Annotated in this window: 24 protein-coding genes; 12 read left to right on the forward strand and 12 right to left on the reverse strand. The window is 71.8% G+C overall.

Annotated features, from left to right (window positions below):
• Nucleotides 1–14 precede the first annotated feature (14 nt).
• Entirely contained in the window at nucleotides 15–401 is a 387-nt protein-coding gene (locus IEY98_RS08860) for a winged helix-turn-helix transcriptional regulator (RefSeq protein WP_373292344.1), read from the reverse strand.
• Between the two features lie 85 nt (nucleotides 402–486).
• Between IEY98_RS08860 and IEY98_RS08865 the strand changes: the two genes are divergently transcribed.
• Complete coding sequence (locus IEY98_RS08865; RefSeq protein WP_189209720.1) at nucleotides 487–1275, forward strand: NAD(P)H-binding protein; 789 nt, start codon at nucleotides 487–489, stop codon at nucleotides 1273–1275.
• A gap of 100 nt (nucleotides 1276–1375) precedes the next feature.
• Nucleotides 1376–2437, forward strand: coding sequence for a cobalamin-independent methionine synthase II family protein (locus tag IEY98_RS08870; RefSeq protein WP_189209721.1), 1062 nt, complete (start codon nucleotides 1376–1378; stop codon nucleotides 2435–2437).
• On the opposite strand, the gene IEY98_RS08875 is transcribed toward IEY98_RS08870, so the two are convergent.
• From IEY98_RS08875 to IEY98_RS08890, 4 genes are read right to left on the reverse strand one after another with little or no spacing between them, the layout of a single operon-like run.
• Entirely contained in the window at nucleotides 2430–4043 is a 1614-nt protein-coding gene (locus IEY98_RS08875) for a phospho-sugar mutase (protein ID WP_189209722.1), read from the reverse strand. The genes IEY98_RS08870 and IEY98_RS08875 overlap by 8 nt on opposite strands.
• Nucleotides 4040–4858 (reverse strand): purine-nucleoside phosphorylase, encoded by an 819-nt coding sequence (locus IEY98_RS08880; RefSeq protein ID WP_229786691.1) that lies wholly within the window; start codon nucleotides 4856–4858, stop codon nucleotides 4040–4042. The genes IEY98_RS08875 and IEY98_RS08880 overlap by 4 nt, the downstream gene beginning before the upstream one ends.
• Nucleotides 4859–4868: 10 nt before the next feature.
• Nucleotides 4869–5297, reverse strand: coding sequence for an ABA4-like family protein (locus IEY98_RS08885; protein WP_189209723.1), 429 nt, complete (start codon nucleotides 5295–5297; stop codon nucleotides 4869–4871).
• Nucleotides 5294–6208 carry a hypothetical protein gene (locus IEY98_RS08890; RefSeq protein WP_189209724.1) on the reverse strand — a complete coding sequence of 305 codons (915 nt, stop codon included), beginning with the start codon at nucleotides 6206–6208 and terminating at the stop codon, nucleotides 5294–5296. The genes IEY98_RS08885 and IEY98_RS08890 overlap by 4 nt, the downstream gene beginning before the upstream one ends.
• A 112-nt stretch (nucleotides 6209–6320) precedes the next feature.
• Here IEY98_RS08890 and IEY98_RS08895 point away from each other — a divergent pair, with 112 nt between their 5' ends.
• Nucleotides 6321–6956, forward strand: a complete 636-nt coding sequence (locus IEY98_RS08895; protein ID WP_189209725.1) for a MerR family transcriptional regulator — start codon at nucleotides 6321–6323, stop codon at nucleotides 6954–6956.
• Nucleotides 6931–7383: a GNAT family N-acetyltransferase gene (locus tag IEY98_RS08900; RefSeq protein ID WP_189209726.1), complete on the forward strand. Its 453-nt coding sequence runs from the start codon at nucleotides 6931–6933 to the stop codon at nucleotides 7381–7383. The genes IEY98_RS08895 and IEY98_RS08900 overlap by 26 nt, the downstream gene beginning before the upstream one ends.
• Nucleotides 7384–7420: 37 nt before the next feature.
• On the opposite strand, the gene IEY98_RS32465 is transcribed toward IEY98_RS08900, so the two are convergent.
• Nucleotides 7421–7936 carry a helix-turn-helix domain-containing protein gene (locus IEY98_RS32465; protein WP_229786692.1) on the reverse strand — a complete coding sequence of 172 codons (516 nt, stop codon included), beginning with the start codon at nucleotides 7934–7936 and terminating at the stop codon, nucleotides 7421–7423.
• Between the two features lie 180 nt (nucleotides 7937–8116).
• On the opposite strand from IEY98_RS32465, the gene IEY98_RS08910 reads away from it, so the two are divergent.
• The gene (locus IEY98_RS08910) at nucleotides 8117–8290 is read left to right on the forward strand and encodes a hypothetical protein (protein ID WP_189209727.1); all 174 of its coding nucleotides are present in this window, start codon (nucleotides 8117–8119) and stop codon (nucleotides 8288–8290) included.
• Between the two features lie 91 nt (nucleotides 8291–8381).
• Here the strand turns inward: IEY98_RS08910 and IEY98_RS08915 are convergent, their stop codons facing one another.
• Nucleotides 8382–10118, reverse strand: coding sequence for a glycerol-3-phosphate dehydrogenase/oxidase (locus IEY98_RS08915; protein ID WP_189209728.1), 1737 nt, complete (start codon nucleotides 10116–10118; stop codon nucleotides 8382–8384).
• Between the two features lie 221 nt (nucleotides 10119–10339).
• On the opposite strand from IEY98_RS08915, the gene IEY98_RS08920 reads away from it, so the two are divergent.
• Both IEY98_RS08920 and glpK read left to right on the forward strand, forming a co-directional pair.
• The gene (locus tag IEY98_RS08920) at nucleotides 10340–11080 is read left to right on the forward strand and encodes an MIP/aquaporin family protein (protein ID WP_189210156.1); all 741 of its coding nucleotides are present in this window, start codon (nucleotides 10340–10342) and stop codon (nucleotides 11078–11080) included.
• Nucleotides 11081–11098: 18 nt separating this feature from the next.
• A complete protein-coding gene (gene glpK, locus IEY98_RS08925) occupies nucleotides 11099–12613 on the forward strand; it encodes a glycerol kinase GlpK (RefSeq protein ID WP_189209729.1) in 1515 nt (504 codons plus the stop codon).
• A 518-nt stretch (nucleotides 12614–13131) separates the two neighbouring features.
• On the opposite strand, the gene IEY98_RS33060 is transcribed toward glpK, so the two are convergent.
• Nucleotides 13132–13257, reverse strand: a complete 126-nt coding sequence (locus IEY98_RS33060; protein WP_258904903.1) for a hypothetical protein — start codon at nucleotides 13255–13257, stop codon at nucleotides 13132–13134.
• A 159-nt stretch (nucleotides 13258–13416) separates the two neighbouring features.
• Entirely contained in the window at nucleotides 13417–14820 is a 1404-nt protein-coding gene (locus IEY98_RS08930; protein ID WP_189209730.1) for an NAD(P)H-quinone dehydrogenase, read from the reverse strand.
• Nucleotides 14821–14936: 116 nt separating this feature from the next.
• Here IEY98_RS08930 and IEY98_RS08935 point away from each other — a divergent pair, with 116 nt between their 5' ends.
• Together IEY98_RS08935 and IEY98_RS08940 are read left to right on the forward strand one after the other, a co-directional pair.
• A complete protein-coding gene (locus IEY98_RS08935) occupies nucleotides 14937–15401 on the forward strand; it encodes a gamma-glutamylcyclotransferase (RefSeq protein ID WP_189209731.1) in 465 nt (154 codons plus the stop codon).
• A 77-nt stretch (nucleotides 15402–15478) separates the two neighbouring features.
• Entirely contained in the window at nucleotides 15479–16048 is a 570-nt protein-coding gene (locus tag IEY98_RS08940; protein ID WP_229786693.1) for an AMIN-like domain-containing (lipo)protein, read from the forward strand.
• A gap of 4 nt (nucleotides 16049–16052) precedes the next feature.
• Here the strand turns inward: IEY98_RS08940 and IEY98_RS08945 are convergent, their stop codons facing one another.
• The 3 genes from IEY98_RS08945 to IEY98_RS08955 are packed head-to-tail and all read right to left on the reverse strand — an operon-like array spanning nucleotide 16053 to nucleotide 18357.
• The gene (locus tag IEY98_RS08945; RefSeq protein ID WP_189209732.1) at nucleotides 16053–16991 is read right to left on the reverse strand and encodes a hydroxymethylglutaryl-CoA lyase; all 939 of its coding nucleotides are present in this window, start codon (nucleotides 16989–16991) and stop codon (nucleotides 16053–16055) included.
• Complete coding sequence (locus IEY98_RS08950) at nucleotides 16978–17496, reverse strand: PH domain-containing protein (protein ID WP_189209733.1); 519 nt, start codon at nucleotides 17494–17496, stop codon at nucleotides 16978–16980. Before IEY98_RS08950 ends, IEY98_RS08945 begins: the two co-directional genes overlap by 14 nt.
• A gap of 48 nt (nucleotides 17497–17544) precedes the next feature.
• Nucleotides 17545–18357 carry a biotin--[acetyl-CoA-carboxylase] ligase gene (locus tag IEY98_RS08955; protein WP_189209734.1) on the reverse strand — a complete coding sequence of 271 codons (813 nt, stop codon included), beginning with the start codon at nucleotides 18355–18357 and terminating at the stop codon, nucleotides 17545–17547.
• A 173-nt stretch (nucleotides 18358–18530) separates the two neighbouring features.
• On the opposite strand from IEY98_RS08955, the gene IEY98_RS08960 reads away from it, so the two are divergent.
• From IEY98_RS08960 to IEY98_RS08970, 3 genes are read left to right on the forward strand one after another with little or no spacing between them, the layout of a single operon-like run.
• Nucleotides 18531–18725: a hypothetical protein gene (locus tag IEY98_RS08960; protein WP_189209735.1), complete on the forward strand. Its 195-nt coding sequence runs from the start codon at nucleotides 18531–18533 to the stop codon at nucleotides 18723–18725.
• A 37-nt stretch (nucleotides 18726–18762) separates the two neighbouring features.
• Nucleotides 18763–20400, forward strand: coding sequence for an acyl-CoA carboxylase subunit beta (locus IEY98_RS08965; protein WP_189209736.1), 1638 nt, complete (start codon nucleotides 18763–18765; stop codon nucleotides 20398–20400).
• Nucleotides 20397–20603 (forward strand): acyl-CoA carboxylase subunit epsilon, encoded by a 207-nt coding sequence (locus tag IEY98_RS08970; protein ID WP_229786694.1) that lies wholly within the window; start codon nucleotides 20397–20399, stop codon nucleotides 20601–20603. The genes IEY98_RS08965 and IEY98_RS08970 overlap by 4 nt, the downstream gene beginning before the upstream one ends.
• Nucleotides 20604–20863 lie beyond the last annotated feature (260 nt).

A 20863-nucleotide genomic window follows, 5' to 3' on the forward strand; every position in this document is an offset into this window, starting at 1 on the left:
CCCAGCCGAGTCCGTCAGCGGGGAGCCCTACGGTCCCCTGGGCGGGTGCGGGCGTCGTACTCCGCTCTGGCCCCTTCCACCTCCACCAGGTTCACCGACCACTCCGCCAGTGAGGCGAACAGCGGGGAGAGGCTTCTGCCCAGGTCGCTGATCTCGTACTCGACCCGGGGTGGGACCTCCGCGTGGTACGTGCGCACCACCAGCCCGTCCCGTTCGAGCTGTCGTAGGCGCTGGGTCAGCACCTTCGGGGTGATCGTGGTGATCCGCCGCTCCAGCTCGCCGAAGCGCTGCCTGCCGTACTCGTGGAGGCACCACAGGATCGGTGTGGTCCAGCGGCTGAACACCACGTCGATCACCGGGGCGATGGGGCAGGCCAGCTCCGGGTCGGTGTCCTCGATCACGTCGCCCTTACTTTCCTCTAGGTACCTACTATCCCCACGACAGTAGCGTCGCTCCCGTCCTCAACGAGTGAACGGAGAGCGAAACATGATCGTGGTGACCGGGGCGACGGGCAATGTCGGGCGGACGCTGGTGCGGGCGCTGACCCAGGCGGGGGAGCAGGTCACGGGCGCGTCCCGCGCGTCCGGGGCCGACCTCACCAGGCCGGAGACCCTCAAGCCCGCCTTCGACGGCGCCGACGCCGTCTTCCTCATGACCCCCGCCGCGTTCCTCCCCGACGGGGACCTCGACGCCGTCGTCGACGTCGCCCGCGCCAGCGGTGTGCGGCGGCTGGTCCTGCTGTCCTCCCAGGGCGTCGGCACCGGCAGGCACCCGGCGAACCTGGAGGCCGCCGTGACCGGCTCCGGTCTGGAATGGACCCTCCTGCGCCCGGGCAACTTCGCCTCCAACACCTACGCCTGGGCCGACGGCGTCCGCGTCGCCCGCGAGGTGTCCGCGCCCTTCGTCGACGTCGCCCTCCCGGTGATCGATCCCGACGACATCGCCGAGGTCGCGGCCGTCGTCCTGCGCGAGCCCGGCCACGCGGGCGCCACCTACGAACTGACCGGCCCGGCCCCGATCTCGCCGCGCGGGCAGGTCGCCGCGCTCGCCGACGCCCTCGGCGAGCCGGTCCGCCTCACCGAGCTCTCCCGCGACGAGGCCCGCGCCCGCATGACGCGGTTCATGCCCGCGCCCGTCGTCGAGAGCACGCTCGACATCCTCGGCTCGCCCACCGACCGCGAGCAGCGCGTCAGCCCTGACGTCGAGCGGGTGCTCGGTCGTGCGCCCCGGCCGTACTCCGACTGGGTGGCACGTTCGCTCGCCGCATTCCGCTGAGGAACGGTCCACGCCCGTTCGGGCTGAATCCACGCGCGTTCGGGCGATGTTCCCGTCGCGTCCCTGCTGGGCGCGCGCCCGGTGTCCTACTGTCCGGCTCATGATCATCCCGACCGAGCCGATCGGCAGCATCCCGCGTCCGCCAGCCTTGCAGCAGGCGCTTTCGGCACACGCGAACGGGCGGCTCGACGACCAGGAACTCGCGCGGTTCCAGCAGGCCGCGATCGCCGACACCATGGCGCGGCTGGCGGAGCTGGGCTGCCCGGTCCTGGTCGACGGGGAGCAGAGCAAGCCCAGCTTCCTCACCTACCCGCTCGCGGGGCTCGCCGGGCTGGACCCGCACGGCGCGGTGATCCCCTTCGCCGACGGGCACACCCGGCAGCTCCCGCGCCTGACCATGGGGCCGTTCCGCTACCAGGCCCACGCGGCCGACTACCTGCGCGCGGCCCAGCGGCACACCGACCGTCCGGTCAAGCAGGCCGTCATCGCGCCGTCCGCGCTGAGCCTGCTCTACCCGGCCGAGCCGATCCCGGCCTACACCCGCGAGGAGTTCCTGCGCGACCTCGCCGACGAGGCCGAGGCCGACATCCGCGGCTGCCTGGACGCGGGCGCGCACGCGGTGCAGCTCGACTTCACCGAGGGCCGCCTCTCGCTCAAGCTGGACCCCTCCGGCGGGCTGCTCAAGGACCTCGTCGCCGTCAACAACGAGGTGCTGGGCCGGTTCGGCCGGGCGGACCGGGCCCGGCTCGGCGTGCACACCTGCCCGGGCGGCGACCAGGACTCCACCCACAGCCTCGACGTGGACTACGCCGACCTCCTGCCCACCCTGTTCGAGCTGAACGTGGGCAACTTCTACGTCCAGCTCGCGGGCGAGCCCGACCCCGAGCGGGTGCTGCGCGTCATCGCCGAGCACCTGCGGCCGGACGTGCGGGTGTTCGTCGGCGTGACCGACCCGATCAACCCGGTCGTCGAGACGGCAGAGGAGGTGCGCGACCGCGTGCTGGCCGCCGCCCGCCACATCCCGGTCGACCAGCTCGGCACCTGCGACGACTGCGGCTTCGCGCCGTTCGCCGACGACACCTCCACCCCGCGCGAGGTCGCCTTCGCCAAGATCGAGGCGCGGGTGCGCGGGACCGGGCTCGCGGCGGCGGCGCTCAGCTGAGCAGCGCGGCCACCTCGTCGGCGAGCGCGCCGAGCCGGGCGGTGGCCGCGTCCCGCTCCGCCACCGGGGCGACGACCTCCAGGTACGCCTTCACCTTCGGCTCGGTGCCCGACGGCCGCACGATCACCCGCAGGCCGTCGCCGCGCAGGCGCAGCACGTCGGCGTCGGGCAGCAGGTCCTCGACGGTCACGGGCACCCCGGCCAGCTCCGTCGGCGGGTTCGACCGCAGCGCGGCCATGAGCGAGCCGATCCGGTCCAGGTCGGTCACCCTGACCGACACCTGGCGGGTCAGGTGCAGGCCGTGCTCGCGGGCGAGGTCGTCCAGCGCGTCCAGGAGCGTGCGGCCGGACGCCTTGAGCGTGGCCGCGAGGTCGCAGGCCAGGACCGCGGCCGAGATGCCGTCCTTGTCGCGCACGAAGTCCGGGTCGCAGCAGTGGCCCAGGGCCTCCTCGTAGGCGTAGACCAGGCCGGTGCCCCGGCCGTCGCCCGCGCGGACCAGCCACTTGAAGCCGGTGAGGGTGGCGTCGTAGCGGACGCCCCGCGCGCGGGCGATGGACTCCAGCAGCGACGACGACACGATCGTGTTGGCCACCAGGGCGTCCGGCGGGGCGTCGGCGATGAGGTGCGCGCCGAGCAGGGCGCCGGTCTCGTCGCCGGAGAGCATGCGCCAGCCGTCCGGGGTGGGCACGCCCAGCGCGCAGCGGTCGGCGTCGGGGTCGAGCGCGATCGCGAGGTCGGCGTCGACCTCGGCGGCGCGGGCCAGCAGCAGGTCGGTCGCGCCCGGCTCCTCGGGGTTCGGGAAGCCGACGGTGGGGAAGTCCGGGTCGGGCTCGGTCTGCTCGGCCACCATCGTCACGTCGGTGAAGCCCGCGCGGTGCAGGGCCAGCGACAGCGGGCCCGCGCCGACGCCGTGCAGGGCCGTCGCGACGACCCGCAGCGCGCGGGCGCTGCCCCGGGGCAGCGTGACGACGCGGTCCAGGTACTCGTCCAACATGTCCACAGAGGACGAGCGACTGACCCGGGGCACCGACACGGCGGCGGGCGCGGCGGCGATGGCCGCCTCGATCTCGCGGTCGGCGGGCGGCACGATCTGGGTGCCGTCGCCGAGGTAGAGCTTGTAGCCGTTGTCCTGGGGCGGGTTGTGCGACGCCGTGATCTGCACGCCCGCGACCGCGCCGAGCCGCCGGACCGCGAAGGCCAGCACCGGGGTCGGCAGCGGCCCGGGCAGCACCCGCACGGCGAACCCGGCCGCGGCCAGCACGTCGGCCACGTCGACGGCGAACGCGGCCGAGCCGTGCCGGGCGTCGCGGCCGACGACCACGGTCCCGGTCCGGCCCTGCCGGGTCAGCCAGTCGGCCAGGCCCGCCGTGGTGCGGATGACCACCGCGCGGTTCATCCCGTTCGGGCCCGCGCGCACCGGGCCGCGCAGGCCCGCGGTGCCGAAGGTCAGCGGCCCCGCCATCCGGTCGGCGAGGTCGGCGACGGCGGCGGCGTCCCCGCCCATGGCCGCTGCCAGGACGGCCTGCAGCTCGGCGCGGTCGGCATCGGACGGGTCGTCGGCGATCCAGCGGAAGGCGCGGTCGCGCAGATCCGGCGTCAGCCTCATGCGCGGGCGATCAGGTCGCGGAGGAACCCGCCGAGCGCGGTGGCCGACTTGCGGCCCGCCTCCAGCACCTCCAGGTGGTCCAGCGGCTCGCCGGTCATGCCCGCCGCCAGGTTCGTCACCATCGACAGGCCGAAGACCTCCACGCCCAGCGCGCGGGCGGCGATGGCCTCCAGCACTGTCGACATGCCGACCAGGTCCGCGCCCCAGCCGCGGAGCATCCGGATCTCGGCCGGGGTCTCGAAGTGCGGGCCGGGCAGGCCGACGTAGACGCCCTCGACCAGGCTCGGGTCGATCTCCTTGGCCAGCGCGCGCAGGCGGGGGGAGTAGAGGTCGGTCAGGTCGACGAACTCCGCGCCGACCAGCGGGGAGCGGGCGGTCATGTTGATGTGGTCGCTGATCAGCACGGGCTGGCCGATCCGGGCGTCCGGCATCAGGCAGCCCGCGGCGTTGGTCAGGATGACCGTCTTGACGCCCGCCGCCGCGACGGTCCGCACGCCGTGCACGACGCGGCTCATGGGGACGCCCTCGTACAGGTGCGTGCGGCCGAGCGTGATCAGCACCTTGCGGCCGTCGACGTCGACCGAGCGCACGGTCCCGCCGTGCCCGGTGACGGTCGGGGCCAGGAAGCCGGGCAGCTCGGCCAGCGGCACCTCGGCGACCGGCTCGCCGAGCACGTCGGCCGCCGGTCGCCAGCCCGAGCCCAGGACGAGCGCCAGGTCGTGGCGCTCGATCCCGGTCCGCTCGGCCAGTGCCCGCGCCGCCTGCGCGGCGACGCCCAAGGGGTCGGTCTCAGGGTCAATAACGCTGTCGGTCACGGCCGGGAGCCTACGCGGGCGCCCTCTCGCGTGCGCGTGCGCGCAAGAGCAGGAAGACCGGCAGCACCAGCGGGGAGAGCAGGATCAGCGCGACGAGCAGCGGACCCATCAGCAGCGGGTGCATGTCCAGCCTGCGCGACTCCAGGTAGACCCAGCGGCCGACGAACAGGTCCCAGGCCAGGACCTGCGCCCACAGCAGCGTGATCGCCCGGTCGTCGGCCAGCAGCTCGCGCAGCCCGTCCAGCGACGGGCTGGACACCGCCGACCACAGCTCCGGGAAGATCGGCGCCGCCAGCGCGATCCAGATCGCCACGCCGGGCAGCACGATCGCCGGGCTCGCGATGACCCGCTCGGTCAGCGACCAGCGCGGGGCGAAGATCATCATGGCCCAGAACGGGACGGCGACGTAGAAGGAGAGGTCGAACAGGAACGACGTCACGCGGTCACCAGTTCCTTCCGCCCCGCCTTGGCCCAGGAGACGCCCGCCGCGCCCGCGCCGATGAGCACCGCGAGGGCCGCCAGGGTCAGCCAGTCGGGCCGCAGCAGCGGCTGGCCGCGGAACGCCTGCCAGGTGACCAGGGCGATCAGGCCCGCGTAGACGACGCCCGCGGTCCACACCATCCGGTAGCGGACCTCCTCGGCGCGCAGGACGGCGTAGCGGGCGGCGAGCACGGTGAGCGCGAGCGCGATCAGCGGCAGGACCTGCAGGGCGTGCAGGCCGACGAAGTGCGGGATGCGCAGGTCGCCGCCGGTGGTGCTCCACGCGGTCAGCGGCATGCCCGGGCCGCCCTCGACCACGCCGACGGAGTGGGTGCCGGAGAAGCCCTCGCGCATGCTGTCGCGGGTGGTCATCGGGATGCCCAGCAGCATGCCGACCAGCGAGATCCCCAGGCCGAGCCGGATGGCCAGGTTCTCCGGCCTCGGCGCGATCCGGCGCGCGCCGATGACGACCGAGCCGACCAGGGTGGCGACCCAGAAGACGGCGATGGTGATGCCCATGAGCTCGAACAGCATCGCGTCGGTCTCGGTGGTGCTGTTGAAGTGGCTCTCCCGGCCGCGCACGGTCTGGGTCAGCAGGATGGCCATCTCGACGATGGAGGTGAGGATGATGACGGCCGACGCCGCCTGCAGCGTGCGCGACCGCTTGGGCATCAGCGCGATCAGCCAGGCCCACGCCACGCCGTAGAGCATGAACGACAGGGCGAACTTCAGCGGCTTGAGCCAGATGGGCGCGCCGACGAGCACCCGGTCGTCGAGGATCAGGCCACCCACGGAGACGGCGGCGACGGCCGCCATGGCTACGGTGAAGATGATGAACGGACGGTTCCAAGTGGCTAACGCGGTGCGCATGGTGGTTGCCCCCGTGAATGGATAGCGGAACTTTCTACTTTCGATAGTTACACTATCCACTCGGGGAGGGCAACCCCGAGGAACCCTGACTTCGCCCGGAGGAGGACACGCGGTGCGGATCGCCGAACTGAGCAGGGCGACCGGCGTCCCGGTGCCGACCATCAAGTTCTACCTGCGGGAAGGCGTCCTTCCGGCCGGTGAGCGCACGGGCCGCAACCAGGCCCGCTACGACGACGGCCACGTCCGTCGGCTGCGCCTGATCCGGGCCATGGTCGACTTGGGCGGGCTGTCCCTGGCCACCGTCGGCGAGATCATCGCCGCCGTCGACTCCCCGGACGAGGACCGCGACCACCTGATGGGCCAGGTCTCCAAGAGCCTGATCAACGCCCCCGACGAGGTCGACCCGGACGCCCAGGCCGAGGCCGAGGGCGTGCTGGCCAGGCTCGGCTGGACCGACGCGTGCCAGCACCCGTCCGTGCGCACCCTGGCCGCGGTGATCGCCGCCGCCCGCGACCTCGGCCACGACCTGACGCCCAACCTCATCGAGTACGGCCACGCCTGCGAGGCGGTGGCCGCCGCCGACCTGGACTACGTGTCCGGGATGGACGTCGACCGCATGCTGGAGAGCGTCGTCGTCGGGACACTGTTGGGGGACACGGCCCTGCTGGCGCTGCGGCGGCTCGCGCAGACTGTGGAGTCGCACAAGCGATATGGGGGAACGGATGATCAGCCTGCGGGAGATCACTGACGAGAACACCGCCGCCGTCACAGCCCTGCGCGTGCGGCCCGACCAGGAACGCTTCGTCGCGTCCGTGGCGGCGTCCCTGGAGGAGGCGGCGCGCACCCCCGAGGGCGCCCCCTGGTACCGCGCGATCTACTCAGACGACGAGCCGGTCGGCTTCGTGATGCTCAGCTGGAACGCCCCACCCGGCCCGGGCATCACCGGCCCGTACTTCCTGTGGCGGCTGCTGATCGACGAACACCACCAGGGCCACGGCCACGGCCGCGCCGCACTCACCCTGGTCATCGCCCTCCTCCGCGCCGAGGGCGTCGCCGAACTGATCACCAGTTACGTCCCCGGCGATGGCGAGCCGTGGCCGTTCTACCGCAGCCTCGGCTTCGAGCCGACGGGCGAGGTGGAGGACGGCGAGATCGTTCTACGGCTACGCCTCTGACGTTCCCGTTGCCCGCGCCGCTGGCACCGGTTGCCCGTCACTCCGCCAGATCGAGAAGCCGCCGCACGGCGCGCCGGAATTCGAGGGAGGCGGGCCGCATGCCGTTCTCGATCTTCGACAGGTAGCCCTTGCTGTAGTTCAGCTCCCGCGCCAGGGCGGTCAGGCTCATCCCGCGCTCCTGCCGCCGATGCTTCAGCCGGAGTCCGTAGCCGTCCACCAGGACCGGCCGGTCGGACGGGGCCTGCTCGGGCCGGTGTCCCCCCAGTTCCCGCTCGCACGCGGCCCGCCGGGCCATCCAGTGCGGCAGATCGCGCTCACCGTTCGGCGCCCACGCCGTGACGATCAACTGGAGCGTGTTCCGCGACGGCAGCGCCCGCCCCGACAGGGCCGCGTAGACCGCCGCCCTGGTCACCCCCTTCCCGCAGGACCTGATGGCCTCATCAACCGACCACGGCCGCCCGGCGGGGGCGGATTCGCGCAGGTCCCGCAGCGCCTCGGCGAAACGACGCACCGCTGGCCGGTCCCCGCGGACAGGCTTCGTGAGAGCGGGCACGGGTCTCCTCGATGTTTTGAGATGTCTTGACATGTATGTCGTTGTTTCGACCCATTGTGCAGGTCAGACGACACAGGTTGAACTAGTCAACGAAGGAAACAGCAACCAGGCTTCGCAGCGCAGGGCCCGCCGTTCACGGCGGCGGGCGGTCGCGAGGCCACAAGGCGGAAGGCCAGTCGGATGACCATCTACCCGGGCTCCGGGGTCAGTGTGCCCGATCTTCCCGGCACGCGGAAGCTCCGCGCCGTCCTGATCGTCGTCGTGGTGTTGGCGACGGCGGGATGGAGCGCCGATCAGATCCTGGCCGTGCTGGTGGCGCTCCTCGGCGTCATCGTGTTGGGCGTCGTCGTCTAGGGAAGGGACCGGAGGTGGCCCGCGGGACCTCGGATCGACCTGGGGTCCCGGCGGGGCGCCGATCTGGGTAACCGGAACGGCGTCCGTCCGGTCAGGGCAGTTCGGCCAGGGCTGGGCGGGCCTCCGGGGCGGCCACGCGGCTGGCGTCGGCGGCCTCGTCGTCGGATTGGGTCTGGGAGGCGCGTTCGGCGGCGACCCTGGCCAGGTAGATCTCGACCTCCCGGACGCGCGTCGCCTCGTCCCAGCCCAGGACGTCGCCCATGAGGTCGGCCACCTGGCGGGCCGTGTCGACGCCGCGGTGGGGGTACTCGATGCTCACCCGGGTGCGGCGGGCCAGGACGTCCTCCAGGTGCAGGGCGCCCTCGTGGCTGGCGGCGTAGACGGCCTCCACGCGCAGGTAGTCCGGCGCGGCGTCCAGCGGCTTGAGCAGGTCGGGACGGTCGGCGGCCAGTTCGAGGACCTCGTGCAGCAGTGAGCCGTAGCGGTCCAGCAGGTGGCGGACGCGGTACGGGTGCAGCGAGTGCCGGGCGGCCAGCAGGTCGGCCTGGTTGACCAGGGCGTGGTAGCCGTCGGCGCCCAGCAGCGGGACCTGGTCGGTGATGCTCGGCTGCAGCCGCCCGGGCAGGTCGACGGCGGCGGCGTCCACCGCGTCGGCGGCCATCACCCGGTACGTCGTGTACTTGCCGCCCGCGATGGCCACCAGCCCCGGGGCGACCCGGGCGACGGCGTGCTCGCGGGAGAGCTTGGAGGTCTCCTCGCTCTCGCCCGCCAGCAGCGGCCGCAGCCCGGCGTAGACGCCCTCGATGTCGTCGTGGGTCAGCGGGCGGGCCAGGACCGTGTTGACGTGGTCGAGGATGTAGTCGATGTCGCCCCGGGTGGCGGCCGGGTGGGCGAGGTCGAGCTCCCAGTCGGTGTCGGTGGTGCCGACGATCCAGTGGTTGCGCCACGGGATCACGAACAGCACCGACTTCTCCGTGCGCAGGATCAGCCCCGACTCGGAGATGATGCGGTCGCGCGGCACCACGATGTGCACGCCCTTGCTCGCGCGCACCCGGAACCGGCCCCGGCTGCCGGAGACCCGCTGCAGCTCGTCGGTCCACACGCCGGTGCAGTTGATCACCGCCTCGGCGCGCACGTCGGTCTCCCTGCCGTCCTCGACATCGCGCACGCGCACGCCGCTGACCCGGTCGGCCTCGCGGAGGAACCCGACGACCTGCGTCGAGGTGCGCACGACGGCGCCGTAGTGCGCGGCCGTGCGGGCGACGGTCATGGTGTGGCGCGCGTCGTCGGCCTGGGCGTCGAAGTACCGGATGCCGCCGATGAGGGCGTCGCGCTTGAGTCCGGGCACGAGCCGCAGCGCGCCCGCCCGCGTCAGGTGCTTCTGCCCGGGCACGCTGCGCGCGCCGCCCATGGTGTCGTAGAGGAACAGCCCGGCGGCGGTGTAGGGGCGCTCCCAGACGCGGTTGGTCAGCGGGTACAGGAAGCTGACCGGCTTCACCAGGTGCGGCGCCAGCCGGGTGAGCATCAGCTCCCGCTCCCGCAGCGCCTCCCGCACGAGGCCGAACTCCAACTGCTCCAGATAGCGCAGTCCGCCGTGGAAAAGCTTGCTGGACCGGCTTGACGTCCCCGAGGCGAGATCCCGCGCCTCCACCAACGCCACCCGCAGCCCGCGCGTCGCCGCGTCCAACGCCGTGCCGGTCCCGACGACCCCGCCGCCGACCACCACCACATCGAACCGCTGGGACCCCAGATCCGCCCACGCCCGCTCCCGCTGCGCGGGCCCGAGCACCCCGCCGAACCGGTCCGCTGTGGAGTGTTCCCCGGCCACGTTCGCACCTCCGGTCGTCACCCGTCCACGCTACCTCCGGATGCCCACATCGGCCCAAGACCGGGAGAACATCGAGGAACGATCCCGTGCCGCCGCGGCTCGGGGAAGCGGGATTTACAGCACGTCCAGGGGGAGGTAGCGTCCCAGATCACTCTGGGTAGGCACCGTCGCCTCGCCCGCGCGGGAGCTTGCCCACCAGGTGAGGGGAGACCGGCGTGGACCTGACCTTCGGCGAGATCCTGCTCTGGGAACTACTGGGCACCGCGGCCCTGATCCTGCTCGGCTGCGGTGTCGTCGCCAACACCGTCCTGCGGCGGTCGCTGGGCTTCAACGGCGGCTGGCTGCTGATCAACTTCGGCTGGGGCTTCGCGGTCTTCGTGGGCGCCAGCATCGCAGCGCCGTCGGGGGCGCACATCAACCCGGCGGTGACGGTCGGACTGCTGGCGGCCGGTGACCTGGAATGGTCGCTCGTGCCCGCGTACTTCATCGGCCAGTTCGCGGGTGCGTTCATCGGCGCCGTGCTGGCGTGGGTCACCTACAAGCTCCAGTTCGACACGCACGACGAGCCGCAGAACACGCGGGGCATCTTCTGCACCGCGCCGACGGTGCCCAACAAGCTGTGGAACACGCTCACCGAGGTCATCGGCACCTTCATCCTCGTGCTGTGGATCCTGACCTCGCCCACCGTCACCGCCGACCAGGAAGGGCTGCCCAACTTCGGCAACTCCGCGCTCGGGTACGCCGCGGTGATGTTCGTCGTCGTCGGCATCGGCAACTCGCTCGGCGGGCCCACCGGCTACGCCATCAACCCCGCCCGCGACCTCGGCCCCCGCATCGCCTACGCGGTGCTGCCGATCAAGGGCAAGGGCAGCGCGGAGTGGGGCTACTCCTGGGTGCCCGTCGTCGGCCCGCTGATCGGCGCCATCCTGGCCGGTCTCCTGTCGCAGGTCCTGCCCGGCTGATCCAAGAGAGGCGAACACATGACGAAGTACGTGGCGGCGATCGATCAGGGCACCACGTCCACCCGGTGCATGATCTTCTCCCACGGCGGCCAGGTGGTCGCGATCGATCAGCGTGAGCACAAGCAGATCTTCCCGCGCGCCGGTTGGGTCGAGCACGACCCGAAGGAGGTGTGGGAGAACACCCGCGCGGTCGCGGCGGGCGCGCTGGCCAAGGCGGACCTGCACATCACCGACATCGCCGCGGTCGGCATCACCAACCAGCGCGAGACGGCCGTGGTGTGGGACCGCCGCACCGGCGAGCCGGTCTACAACGCCATTGTCTGGCAGGACACCCGCACCGACCGCATCGCGAACAGCCTGGGAGAGCTGGGCGGCGGGCAGGAGCGCTACCGGTCGAAGACGGGCCTGCCGCTGGCGACCTACTTCTCCGGCCCCAAGATCCGCTGGATCCTGGACACTGTGGACGGAGCCCGGGAGCGCGCCGAGGCGGGCGACCTCCTGTTCGGCAACATGGACACCTGGGTGCTGTGGAACATGACGGGCGGGGTGGACGGCGGCGTCCACGTCACCGACCCGACGAACGCCTCCCGCACGCTGCTGATGGACCTGTCTACTTTGGATTGGGACGCCGACATCGCCGCGGAGATGGGTGTCCCGCTGTCGATGCTGCCGCAGATCCGGTCGTCGTCGGAGGTGTACGGGAAGGTCCGCGAGCGCGGGGCGCTGGCGGGCGTGCCCATCGCGGGCATCCTCGGCGACCAGCAGGCGGCGACGTTCGGGCAGGCGTGCCTGTCCCCGGGCGAGGCGAAGAACACCTACGGCACCGGCAACTTCGTGCTGCTCAACACCGGGACCGAGCAGGTGATGAGCGAGAACGGCCTGCTCACCACCGTCTGCTACAAGATCGGCTCGAACGACCCGGTGTACGCGCTGGAGGGCTCGATCGCCGTCACCGGCTCGCTGGTGCAGTGGATCAGGGACAACCTGGGCATGATCAGCAACGCCGCGGAGATCGAGGAGCACGCGCGCCAGGTCGAGGACAACGGCGGGTGCTACTTCGTCCCCGCCTTCTCCGGCCTGTTCGCCCCCTACTGGCGCTCGGACGCCCGCGGCGCGATCGTCGGCCTGACCCGCTTCGTCAACAAGGGCCACCTGGCCCGCGCGGTCCTGGAGGCCACGGCGTTCCAGACCCGCGAGGTCATCGACGCCATGAACGCCGACTCGGGCGTCCCCCTGACCGCCCTGAAGGTCGACGGCGGCATGGTCGCCAACGAACTCCTGATGCAGTTCCAGGCCGACATCCTCGGCGTCCCGGTCATCCGCCCGGTGGTGGCCGAGACGACCGCCCTGGGCGCCGCCTACGCCGCGGGCCTTGCCGTCGGCTTCTGGGAGTCGGAGGACGACATCAGGTCCAACTGGGCCCAAGACAAGGAGTGGACACCGGCGCTCTCCGAGGACCAGCGGGAGCGCACGTACCGCAAGTGGAAGAAGGCGGTGACCCGCACCTTCGACTGGGTGGATGACGAGGACTGACCACCCTCGCCCGCGACGCCCCCGCAGCCGCGCCCTGTGGGGGCGTCGCCACGCGCGGGGCGACCGCTCACCCCGCCGCCCGCGCACTCGGCCCGGGCACTGATATGGGTTACGTATGGCCGATGTGGGGGCACCGCCGGGCTGACGCCAGGTGTCGAAATCGGAGGCCGAAGCGGACACCGGGGCAGCCAGCGCTGCGCTATCGACGACTGGCCTGGACTACGCCGGTCGACGCGGATCCCGCCTGGTCGACGCGGACCCCGGCCGACCTGGCCCCCGAGACGCCAGTGCATCCCGCACGCTGATCGCGGAGCGCGACTTCCGATGATGTCATCATCGGAACGGGGTTCAGATGTTCCGATCATCCGGGAGGGCGAGTTCGTAGCCTGCAGATGATGACATCATCCGGATCGGGAATCGCTTCCAGATGATGACATCATCAAGCCTCCTTTGAGATGATGGCATCATCTGGATTTCGGATGATGACGTCATCTGGATGGGCTGGGCTCGGGGGTGGGTCAGGCCCTGGCGGGGTGGCGGAGGCGGGGGATCTGGCCGATGCCGCCGCAGCGGCGGCAGAAGTCCTTGCGGTTCGGGGCGAGGCCGGAGCCGAGGCATTCGGGGCATTCGGTGCGACGGGACATGTTCGCCTCCATCACGGGTCGGTTGGATCAGGGGTACCGGCAATCGCCAGTTGCGGGGAAGGGCGTTGAGCGCCTTCACCCATCCTCGCGACATATCGATCACGGATCGCATGTCGCTACCCCGGGCGGTAAGACGGAAAACCGCTCGATAGTGGGAACTCAGTCCAGGTCGTCGTGGCGCATCAGCCTGCGGCCCGCTTCGGTGATCGAGCCGGACAGGGACGGGTAGACGGAGAACGTCAGCGCCAGGTCGTCCACCGTCAGCTGGTTCTGCACCGCCAGCGCGATCGGCAGGATCAGCTCGCTCGCGCTCGGCGCCACGATCACCCCGCCGATCACCACGCCCGTCGCCGGGCGGCAGAACAGCTTGACGAAGCCGCGGCGCAGGCCCTCCATCTTCGCCCGCGCGTTCGTCGCCAGCGGGAGCATGATCGTGCGCGCGGGCACCTCGCCGGAGTCGATCGCCTGCTGGCTGATGCCCACCGTCGCGATCTCCGGGTGGGTGAAGACGTTCGCCGCGACCGTCTTCAGCTTGATCGGCGCCACACCCTCGCCCAGCGCGTGCCACATCGCGATGCGGCCCTGCATCGCCGCCACCGACGCCAGCATCAGCACGCCCGTGCAGTCCCCGGCCGCGTAGATGCCCGGCACCGACGTCCTCGACACCCGGTCCACCGGGATGAACCCGCCCGGGCCAGGCGTGATGCCCACCCGCTCCAGCCCGATGTCGGTCGTGTTCGGCACCGACCCGACGGTCATCAGCGCGTGGCTGGCCCGCACGGTGTCCCCGCCCTTGAGGTGCACGACCACGCCGTCGCGGTCGCGGTCGATGCGCTCGGCCCTGGCGTGCTTGACCAGCGTCGTCCCGCGCTCGGCGAAGACGTCCTCCAGCACGACCGCGGCGTCGGCGTCCTCGTGCGGCAGCACCCGGTCGCGGCTGGAGATGACCGTGACCTTCACGCCCATCTCGATGAACGCCGAGGCGAACTCCGCCCCGGTCACGCCCGACCCGACCACCACCAGGTGCTCGGGCAGCTCCTCCAGGTCGTAGATCTGGCGCCAGTCCAGCACGCGCTTGCCGTCGGGCTCCGCGCCCGGGATGACCCGGGGCGTCGCTCCGGTCGCGACCAGCACGACGTCGGCGTCGAGCACCTCGGTCTCGCCGCCGAGGGTCTGCACGGCGACCCGGTGCGAGGCCATGCCCGCCCGGTCGTCGCAGAAGCGGGCGGTGCCGGTCAGCAGCCGGATGCCCTCGCGCTGGAGGCGGTTGCGGATGTCGGCGGACTGGGCCAGCGCCAGCCCGCGCACCCGGCCCCGCACGACCGGCAGGTGCACGGTCGAGTCCACGTCGTCGGTGCCGATGCCCAGTTCGTCGGCGTCGCGGAAGGCGGAGCGGGCCGCGGCGGAGGCGATGAAGGTCTTCGACGGGACGCAGTCGTAGAGCACGCACGCGCCGCCGAGGCCGTCGCGCTCGACCACGGTGACCTCGGCTCCGTGCTGCGCGGCGACCAGGGCGGCCTCGTAGCCCGCCGGTCCTCCACCCATGATCACGATGCTGGTCACAAGGCCCTCCAAGCTGGTCGTGTCCCGCGCACACCCTATGCGTCCGCGCACGCGACACGAACGCCAACCCGCGAGCCCGCCTGCCCGCACCGCTCACACTCGCTAGGCTGTCCCGCGTGCCGCTCTACGCCGCCTACGGGTCGAACATGGACCCGGCCCAGATGATGAAGCGCGCCCCGCACTCGCCGATGGTGGGCTCCGGGTGGCTGGTCGGCTGGCGCCTGACCTTCGGCGGGGAGGACCTCGGCTGGGAGGGCGCGCTCTCCACGATCGTCGAGGACCCCGACTCCCAGGTGTTCGTCGTCATCTACGACGTGGTCGAGGACGACGAGAACAACCTGGACCAGTGGGAGGGGGCCGAGATGGGCTTCCACTCCAAGATCAGGCTGCGCGTGCAGACCATGGAGGGCTCGGTCCTGGCCTGGCTCTACGTCCTGAACGACTACGAGGGCGGCCTGCCCTCGGCGCGCTACCTCGGCGTGATCGCCGACGCCGCCGAGGCCGCGGGCGCGCCCAGCGACTACGTGGCCGACCTCAGGACACGGCCGTGCAACGGAATCGGGCCCGCCCCCACCAGCTGACAACCGGCGGGGCGCCCGCACGTCTCCTCCTACGTGACAGCAGTCACGAACCCATCAATCCCAGGGAGGGGATTGTGATGCGAGGTACCTGGGCCAGACGGGCCGCCGCCATGCTGGCGGCCTTCGGCGTGGCCGCGACGCTGACGGTGGCGGGCTCGTCCGCCGCGACGGCGACGCAGGGCTACTGCGGCATCTCCTGGGGCTCGCTGCCCAAGACGGCGGCGCCCACCGAGACCGCCGCGCTCACCAACGTCCGGGGCGGCAGGCACCAGTGCTGGGACCGCCTGGTGATCGACATCCGCTCGCCGGGCGCGGACGGCTTCAACGTCCGCTACGTCGACGAGGTGACCGAGGACGGCTCCGGAGCCGTCGTCCCGCTGCGCGGCGGCGCGAAACTGCAGGTCGTCGCCATCGCGCCCGCCTACGACAGCGCGGGCAACCCGACCTACACCCCGGCCAACCGCCGCGAGCTGGTCAACGTCGCCGGGTGGGACACCTTCCGCCAGGTGGCGTGGGCCGGGTCGTTCGAGGGCCAGACCACGATCGGGCTGGGCGTGCGCGCCCGGCTGCCGTTCCGGGTGTTCGTCCTCGACGGCCCGGGCAGCGGCTCGCGCATCGTCGTCGACGTCGCGCACCGCTGGTCGTAACCGCTCACCCGCGCAGCGCGCGGACCACCCGTGACGGGCTGGGGCGCCCCAGCACCGTCGCCATCCACGCACTGGTGTCGGCCAGCCTGTCGAGGTCGACACCGGTGTGAATTCCCAGGCCGTCGAGCATCCACACCAGATCCTCGGTGGCCAGGTTGCCGGTCGCGGACTCGGCGTAGGGGCAGCCGCCGAGCCCGCCTGCACTGGAGTCCACTGTGGTCACCCCGAGGCGCAGCGCGGCCAGCGTGTTCGACAGCGCCTGCCCGTAGGTGTCGTGGAAGTGGACGGCGACCGCGTCGATCGGGGTGCCGACCTCGGTCACCGCGCGCAGCACGGCCTCGACGTGGCCGGGGGTGGCCACCCCGATCGTGTCGCCGAGGGACAGCTGCGAGCAGCCCATCGCCATCAGCCGCGCGCCCACCGCGGCGACCTGGGCGGGCTGGACCGGGCCCTCCCACGGGTCGCCGAAGCACATCGAGACGTAGGCGCGCACGTCGAGGCCCTCGGCGACCGCGCGGGCCACGACCGGCTCGAACATCGCGAACTGCTCGTCCAGCGAGCGGTTGAGGTTGCGCTGGGCGAAGGTCTCGGTGGCGCTGCCGAAGACGGCGATGTGCCGGACCCCGGCCTCGAGCGCGCGGTCGAGGCCCTTCTCGTTGGGCACGAGCACCGGGTAGCGCACACCGTCCACAGGGGACAGCCGCGCCAGCACGTCGGCGGCGTCGGCCAGCTGCGGCACCCACTTCGGGTGCACGAAGCTGGTCGCCTCCAAGGTGGTCAGGCCCGCGTCGGCCAGCCGGGCGAGGAACTCGACCTTGACGTCGACGGGCACGACCGCCTGCTCGTTCTGCAGGCCGTCGCGGGCCCCGACCTCCCAGATCGTGACCCGCTCCGGCAGGTCCGCGGCGACGACCTGGGGAAGCCCGACCTCACGCGCGCCCATCGATGGCCTTGTGGTCGTCGTAGGGGTTGTCGTTGACCTCGCGGTAGAGCAGCGTGTGCACCTTCTCCACGTTCGGGATGTCGTCGAACTCCAGCGGCTCCTGCGCGCTCGACTCGATGATCAGCGTCCCGCAGCCCACGACGCGGTCGATCAGGCCGTGCTCGAAGCGGACGCTGGAGATGCGCGAGAGCGGGATGTCGATGCCCGTCCGGGTGACGATGCCCTCGCGGGCCATCACCCGATCGGTGGTCACGATGAAGTGGGTCGTGCGCCAGCGCAGGAACGGCACGATGAACAGCCAGATGGTGAGGATCAGCGCCAGCGCGCCGATGATGATCCACGCGATCATGGCCCAGGACAGGTCCTGCACCAGGATGGCGCCCCAGATGCCCAGGCCGAGGATGACGACCAGGGCGAGGTAGGGCACCAGCAGCATCTTCCAGTGCGGGTGCTTGTGCAGCACGACCGCCTCGCCGTCGCTGAGCAGGTCGTCGGGGTAGGCCACGGTGGTCCCTCCGTTCGCGGCTTGACGGAGTAACCGTACCGCTGCCGACTACGCCAGAGCGCGAAGATGGACGACGTCCCCGGCCGAGATCGTCCGGGCCGTGCCGTCCACGTCGACCACGAGCTGTCCGTCGCCGTCGACCTCGACGGCGAGGCCCTGCCGCGCGGAGTCCTGGGGCAGCTCGACGCGCACGCGCTGGCCGAGCGTGGCGCAGTTGGCGCGGTACTCCGCGAGCAGCCCGGAGGTGGCCAGGTCGCCGCCCGCGCCGCGCCAGGACCGCTCGACCTCGGCGAAGCAGCGCAGCAGCGCGACGGCGACCTCGGCGCGGTCGGCGGTCGCGCCCTCCTGCTGGAAGGACGTGGCGGGCAGCCCGCCCGCCCCCGGCGGCACCTCGCGCGGCAGCCGCCCGACGTTGACCCCGACCCCCACCACGACGGCGGGCGGCTCGGTGGCGGCCACCTCGGCGAGGATGCCAGCCGCCTTGGCCATGGACGCGCCGATGAGCAGGTCGTTGGGCCACTTCAGGGCGGCCATCACGCCCATGTGCCTGGCCATGCGGATGAGCGCGACGCCTGCGACCAGCGACAGCGCGCCGAGCTTCGGCGTCGGCACGCCGTCCGGGCGCAGCAGGACGCTGACGTAGAGCCCGGACTCCGGCGGGGAGACCCACTCCCGGCCGCGGCGGCCGCGGCCGTCGGTCTGCTCCTCGGCGATGAGGACCGTCCGGTCGGCGGCCTCGCCCGCCCGCGCCATCAGGTCGGCGTTGGTGGAGCCGGTCGTGGGGACGACGTCGAGGGCGGCATACGGCCCGTCGTGGTCGACCAGGGCGGCGCGCAGGGCGTCGGCGTCGAGAGCGGCCATGGGGCCAGGGTAGAGGTGCGGGTGCCCGGCGGCCGGTCGGAGCTGTGAACGGCGCGCCGGGCGCGGTCAGCGTGCTACCTCCAGTGCGCTGGAGGTCAACCGTCACCCGAAGGAACTTCACCAATGGCGTGGATACGGTCACGCCGGGACAACACGGGAGGGAAGGGGACGGCATGGCCGACGAGATCGAGGTGGGGAGCCGGGTCATCGCCCCGCTCGGGTGCGGGGAGGTGGCGGGGACGGTCGTCCGCGTCGCCGACGGGATCACGGTGGACCTGGAGGTCGACGGCGTCGACGGGCCGTTCCTCGTGACGTTCGGGCGCGCCGACATCACCGCTGTTTCACCCGGTGATGTGAGCTACGCCTAAGCCCCTGATCGGCGTCGCGTCGCTAGGGTGTCCACCCATGAGCAGCGCGACCGAGCCGATTGGGCGGGTGCAGGCCGAGGAGCCGGACCTCCACACCACGGCGGGAAAGCTGGCGGACCTGTACCGCCGCTACGACGAGGCCGTGCACGCAGGTTCCGCGCGTGCGGTGGAGAAGCAGCACGCCAAGGGCAAGATGACCGCACGCGAGCGGATCGACCTGCTGCTCGACCCCGGGTCGTTCGTCGAGCTCGACGAGCTCGCGCGCCACCGGTCGACCAACTTCGGGCTGGAGAAGAACCGGCCCTACGGCGACGGCGTCGTGACCGGCTACGGCACGGTCGACGGGCGCCCGGTGTGCGTGTTCAGCCAGGACGTCACCGTGTTCGGCGGCTCGCTGGGCCAGGTCTACGGCGAGAAGATCGTCAAGGTCATGGACCTGGCCATCAAGACCGGCCGCCCGATCATCGGCATCAACGAGGGCGGCGGCGCGCGCATCCAGGAGGGCGTGGTCTCCCTCGGCCTCTACGGCGAGATCTTCACCCGCAACGTGCGCGCCTCCGGTGTGGTGCCGCAGATCTCCTTGATCATGGGCGCCAACGCGGGCGGGCACGTTTACTCACCCGCGCTCACGGATTTCATCGTGATGGTCGACAAGACCTCGCAGATGTTCATCACCGGGCCCGACGTCGTGAAGACGGTGACGGGCGAGGAGGTGACGCTGGAGGAGCTGGGCGGCGCGCGCACGCACAACACCAAGTCCGGCGTCGCGCACTACATGGGCGCCGACGAGGAGGACGCGATCTCCTACGTCAAGGAGCTGCTGTCCTTCCTGCCGTCGAACAACCTCTCCGAGGCCCCGGTCTTCCCCGGGTTCGCCGAGGAGGGCTCGGTCGCGGAGAACGTGCAGGCGACCGACCTCGAACTCGACGCGCTCATCCCGGACTCGGCGAACCAGCCCTACGACATGCACGAGGTCATCACCCGCGTCGTCGACGAGGGCGAGTTCCTCGAGGTGCACCCGCTGTTCGCGCCGAACATCGTCGTCGGCTTCGGCCGGGTCGAGGGCCGCAGCGTGGGCGTCGTGGCCAACCAGCCGACCCAGTTCGCGGGCTGCCTGGACATCGACGCCTCGGAGAAGGCAGCGCGGTTCGTGCGCACCTGCGACGCGTTCAACATCCCGGTCCTGACCTTCGTGGACGTGCCCGGCTTCCTGCCCGGCACCGACCAGGAGTTCGGCGGCATCATCCGGCGCGGCGCCAAGCTGATCTACGCCTACGCCGAGGCGACCGTCCCCCTGGTCACCGTCATCACCCGCAAGGCCTACGGCGGCGCGTACGACGTGATGGGCTCCAAGCACCTCGGGGCGGACGTCAACCTGGCCTGGCCGACCGCCCAGATCGCGGTCATGGGCGCGTCGGGCGCCTCGAACATCCTGCACCGCAGGACCCTGCAGGCGGCCATGGAAGCGGGCGAGGACGTCGACGCCCTGCGCGCGAAGCTCGACCGCGAGTACGAGGAGACACTGCTCAACCCGTACGTCGCCGCCGAGCGCGGTTACGTGGACTCGGTCATCCCCCCGTCCCACACCCGCGGCTACGTCGCCCGCGCCCTGCGCATGCTCAGCGACAAGCGCGAGAACCTGCCGCCCAAGAAGCATGGGAACATCCCGCTGTGACCGAACCCCTGTTCCGGGTGGTGCGCGGCACCCCGTCCCCGGAGGAACTGGCCGCCCTCACCGCCGTCATCCTGGCGGCCGCCTCCGGAGACGGCGACTCGGCACCCACCCCAGCGTCCCCGTGGTCGGCCCGCGTCACCCAAACCCGCCGCCCCCTCGACCCAGGCCCCGGCGCCTGGCGCGCCTCCGGCCTACCGCACTAACCACGCCACTGACGGGATGGTGTTAAGGGGCACAGGGTCCGCTGGAGCGCGAACACCATGCTCCCCCCTCCAGTCGACCGCTCTTCCCCCTTGCCCCCCTCGTCCTGGCCGTCTTTAACCCTGGGAGGGCGGTGTCAAGGGCAGGCGAAGCCTGTCGCGCAGCGACGCCGAAGGCGCCCTTTACTCCGCCCTCCCAGGGTTAAAGACGGCCAGGACGAGGGGAGCGCACCCCCGCCAGCAACGCAACGCCCCGAGGGCCT

The sequence above is a fragment of the Actinokineospora fastidiosa genome, assembly GCF_014648415.1.
Taxonomy (GTDB): Bacteria; Actinomycetota; Actinomycetes; order Mycobacteriales; family Pseudonocardiaceae; genus Actinokineospora; species Actinokineospora fastidiosa.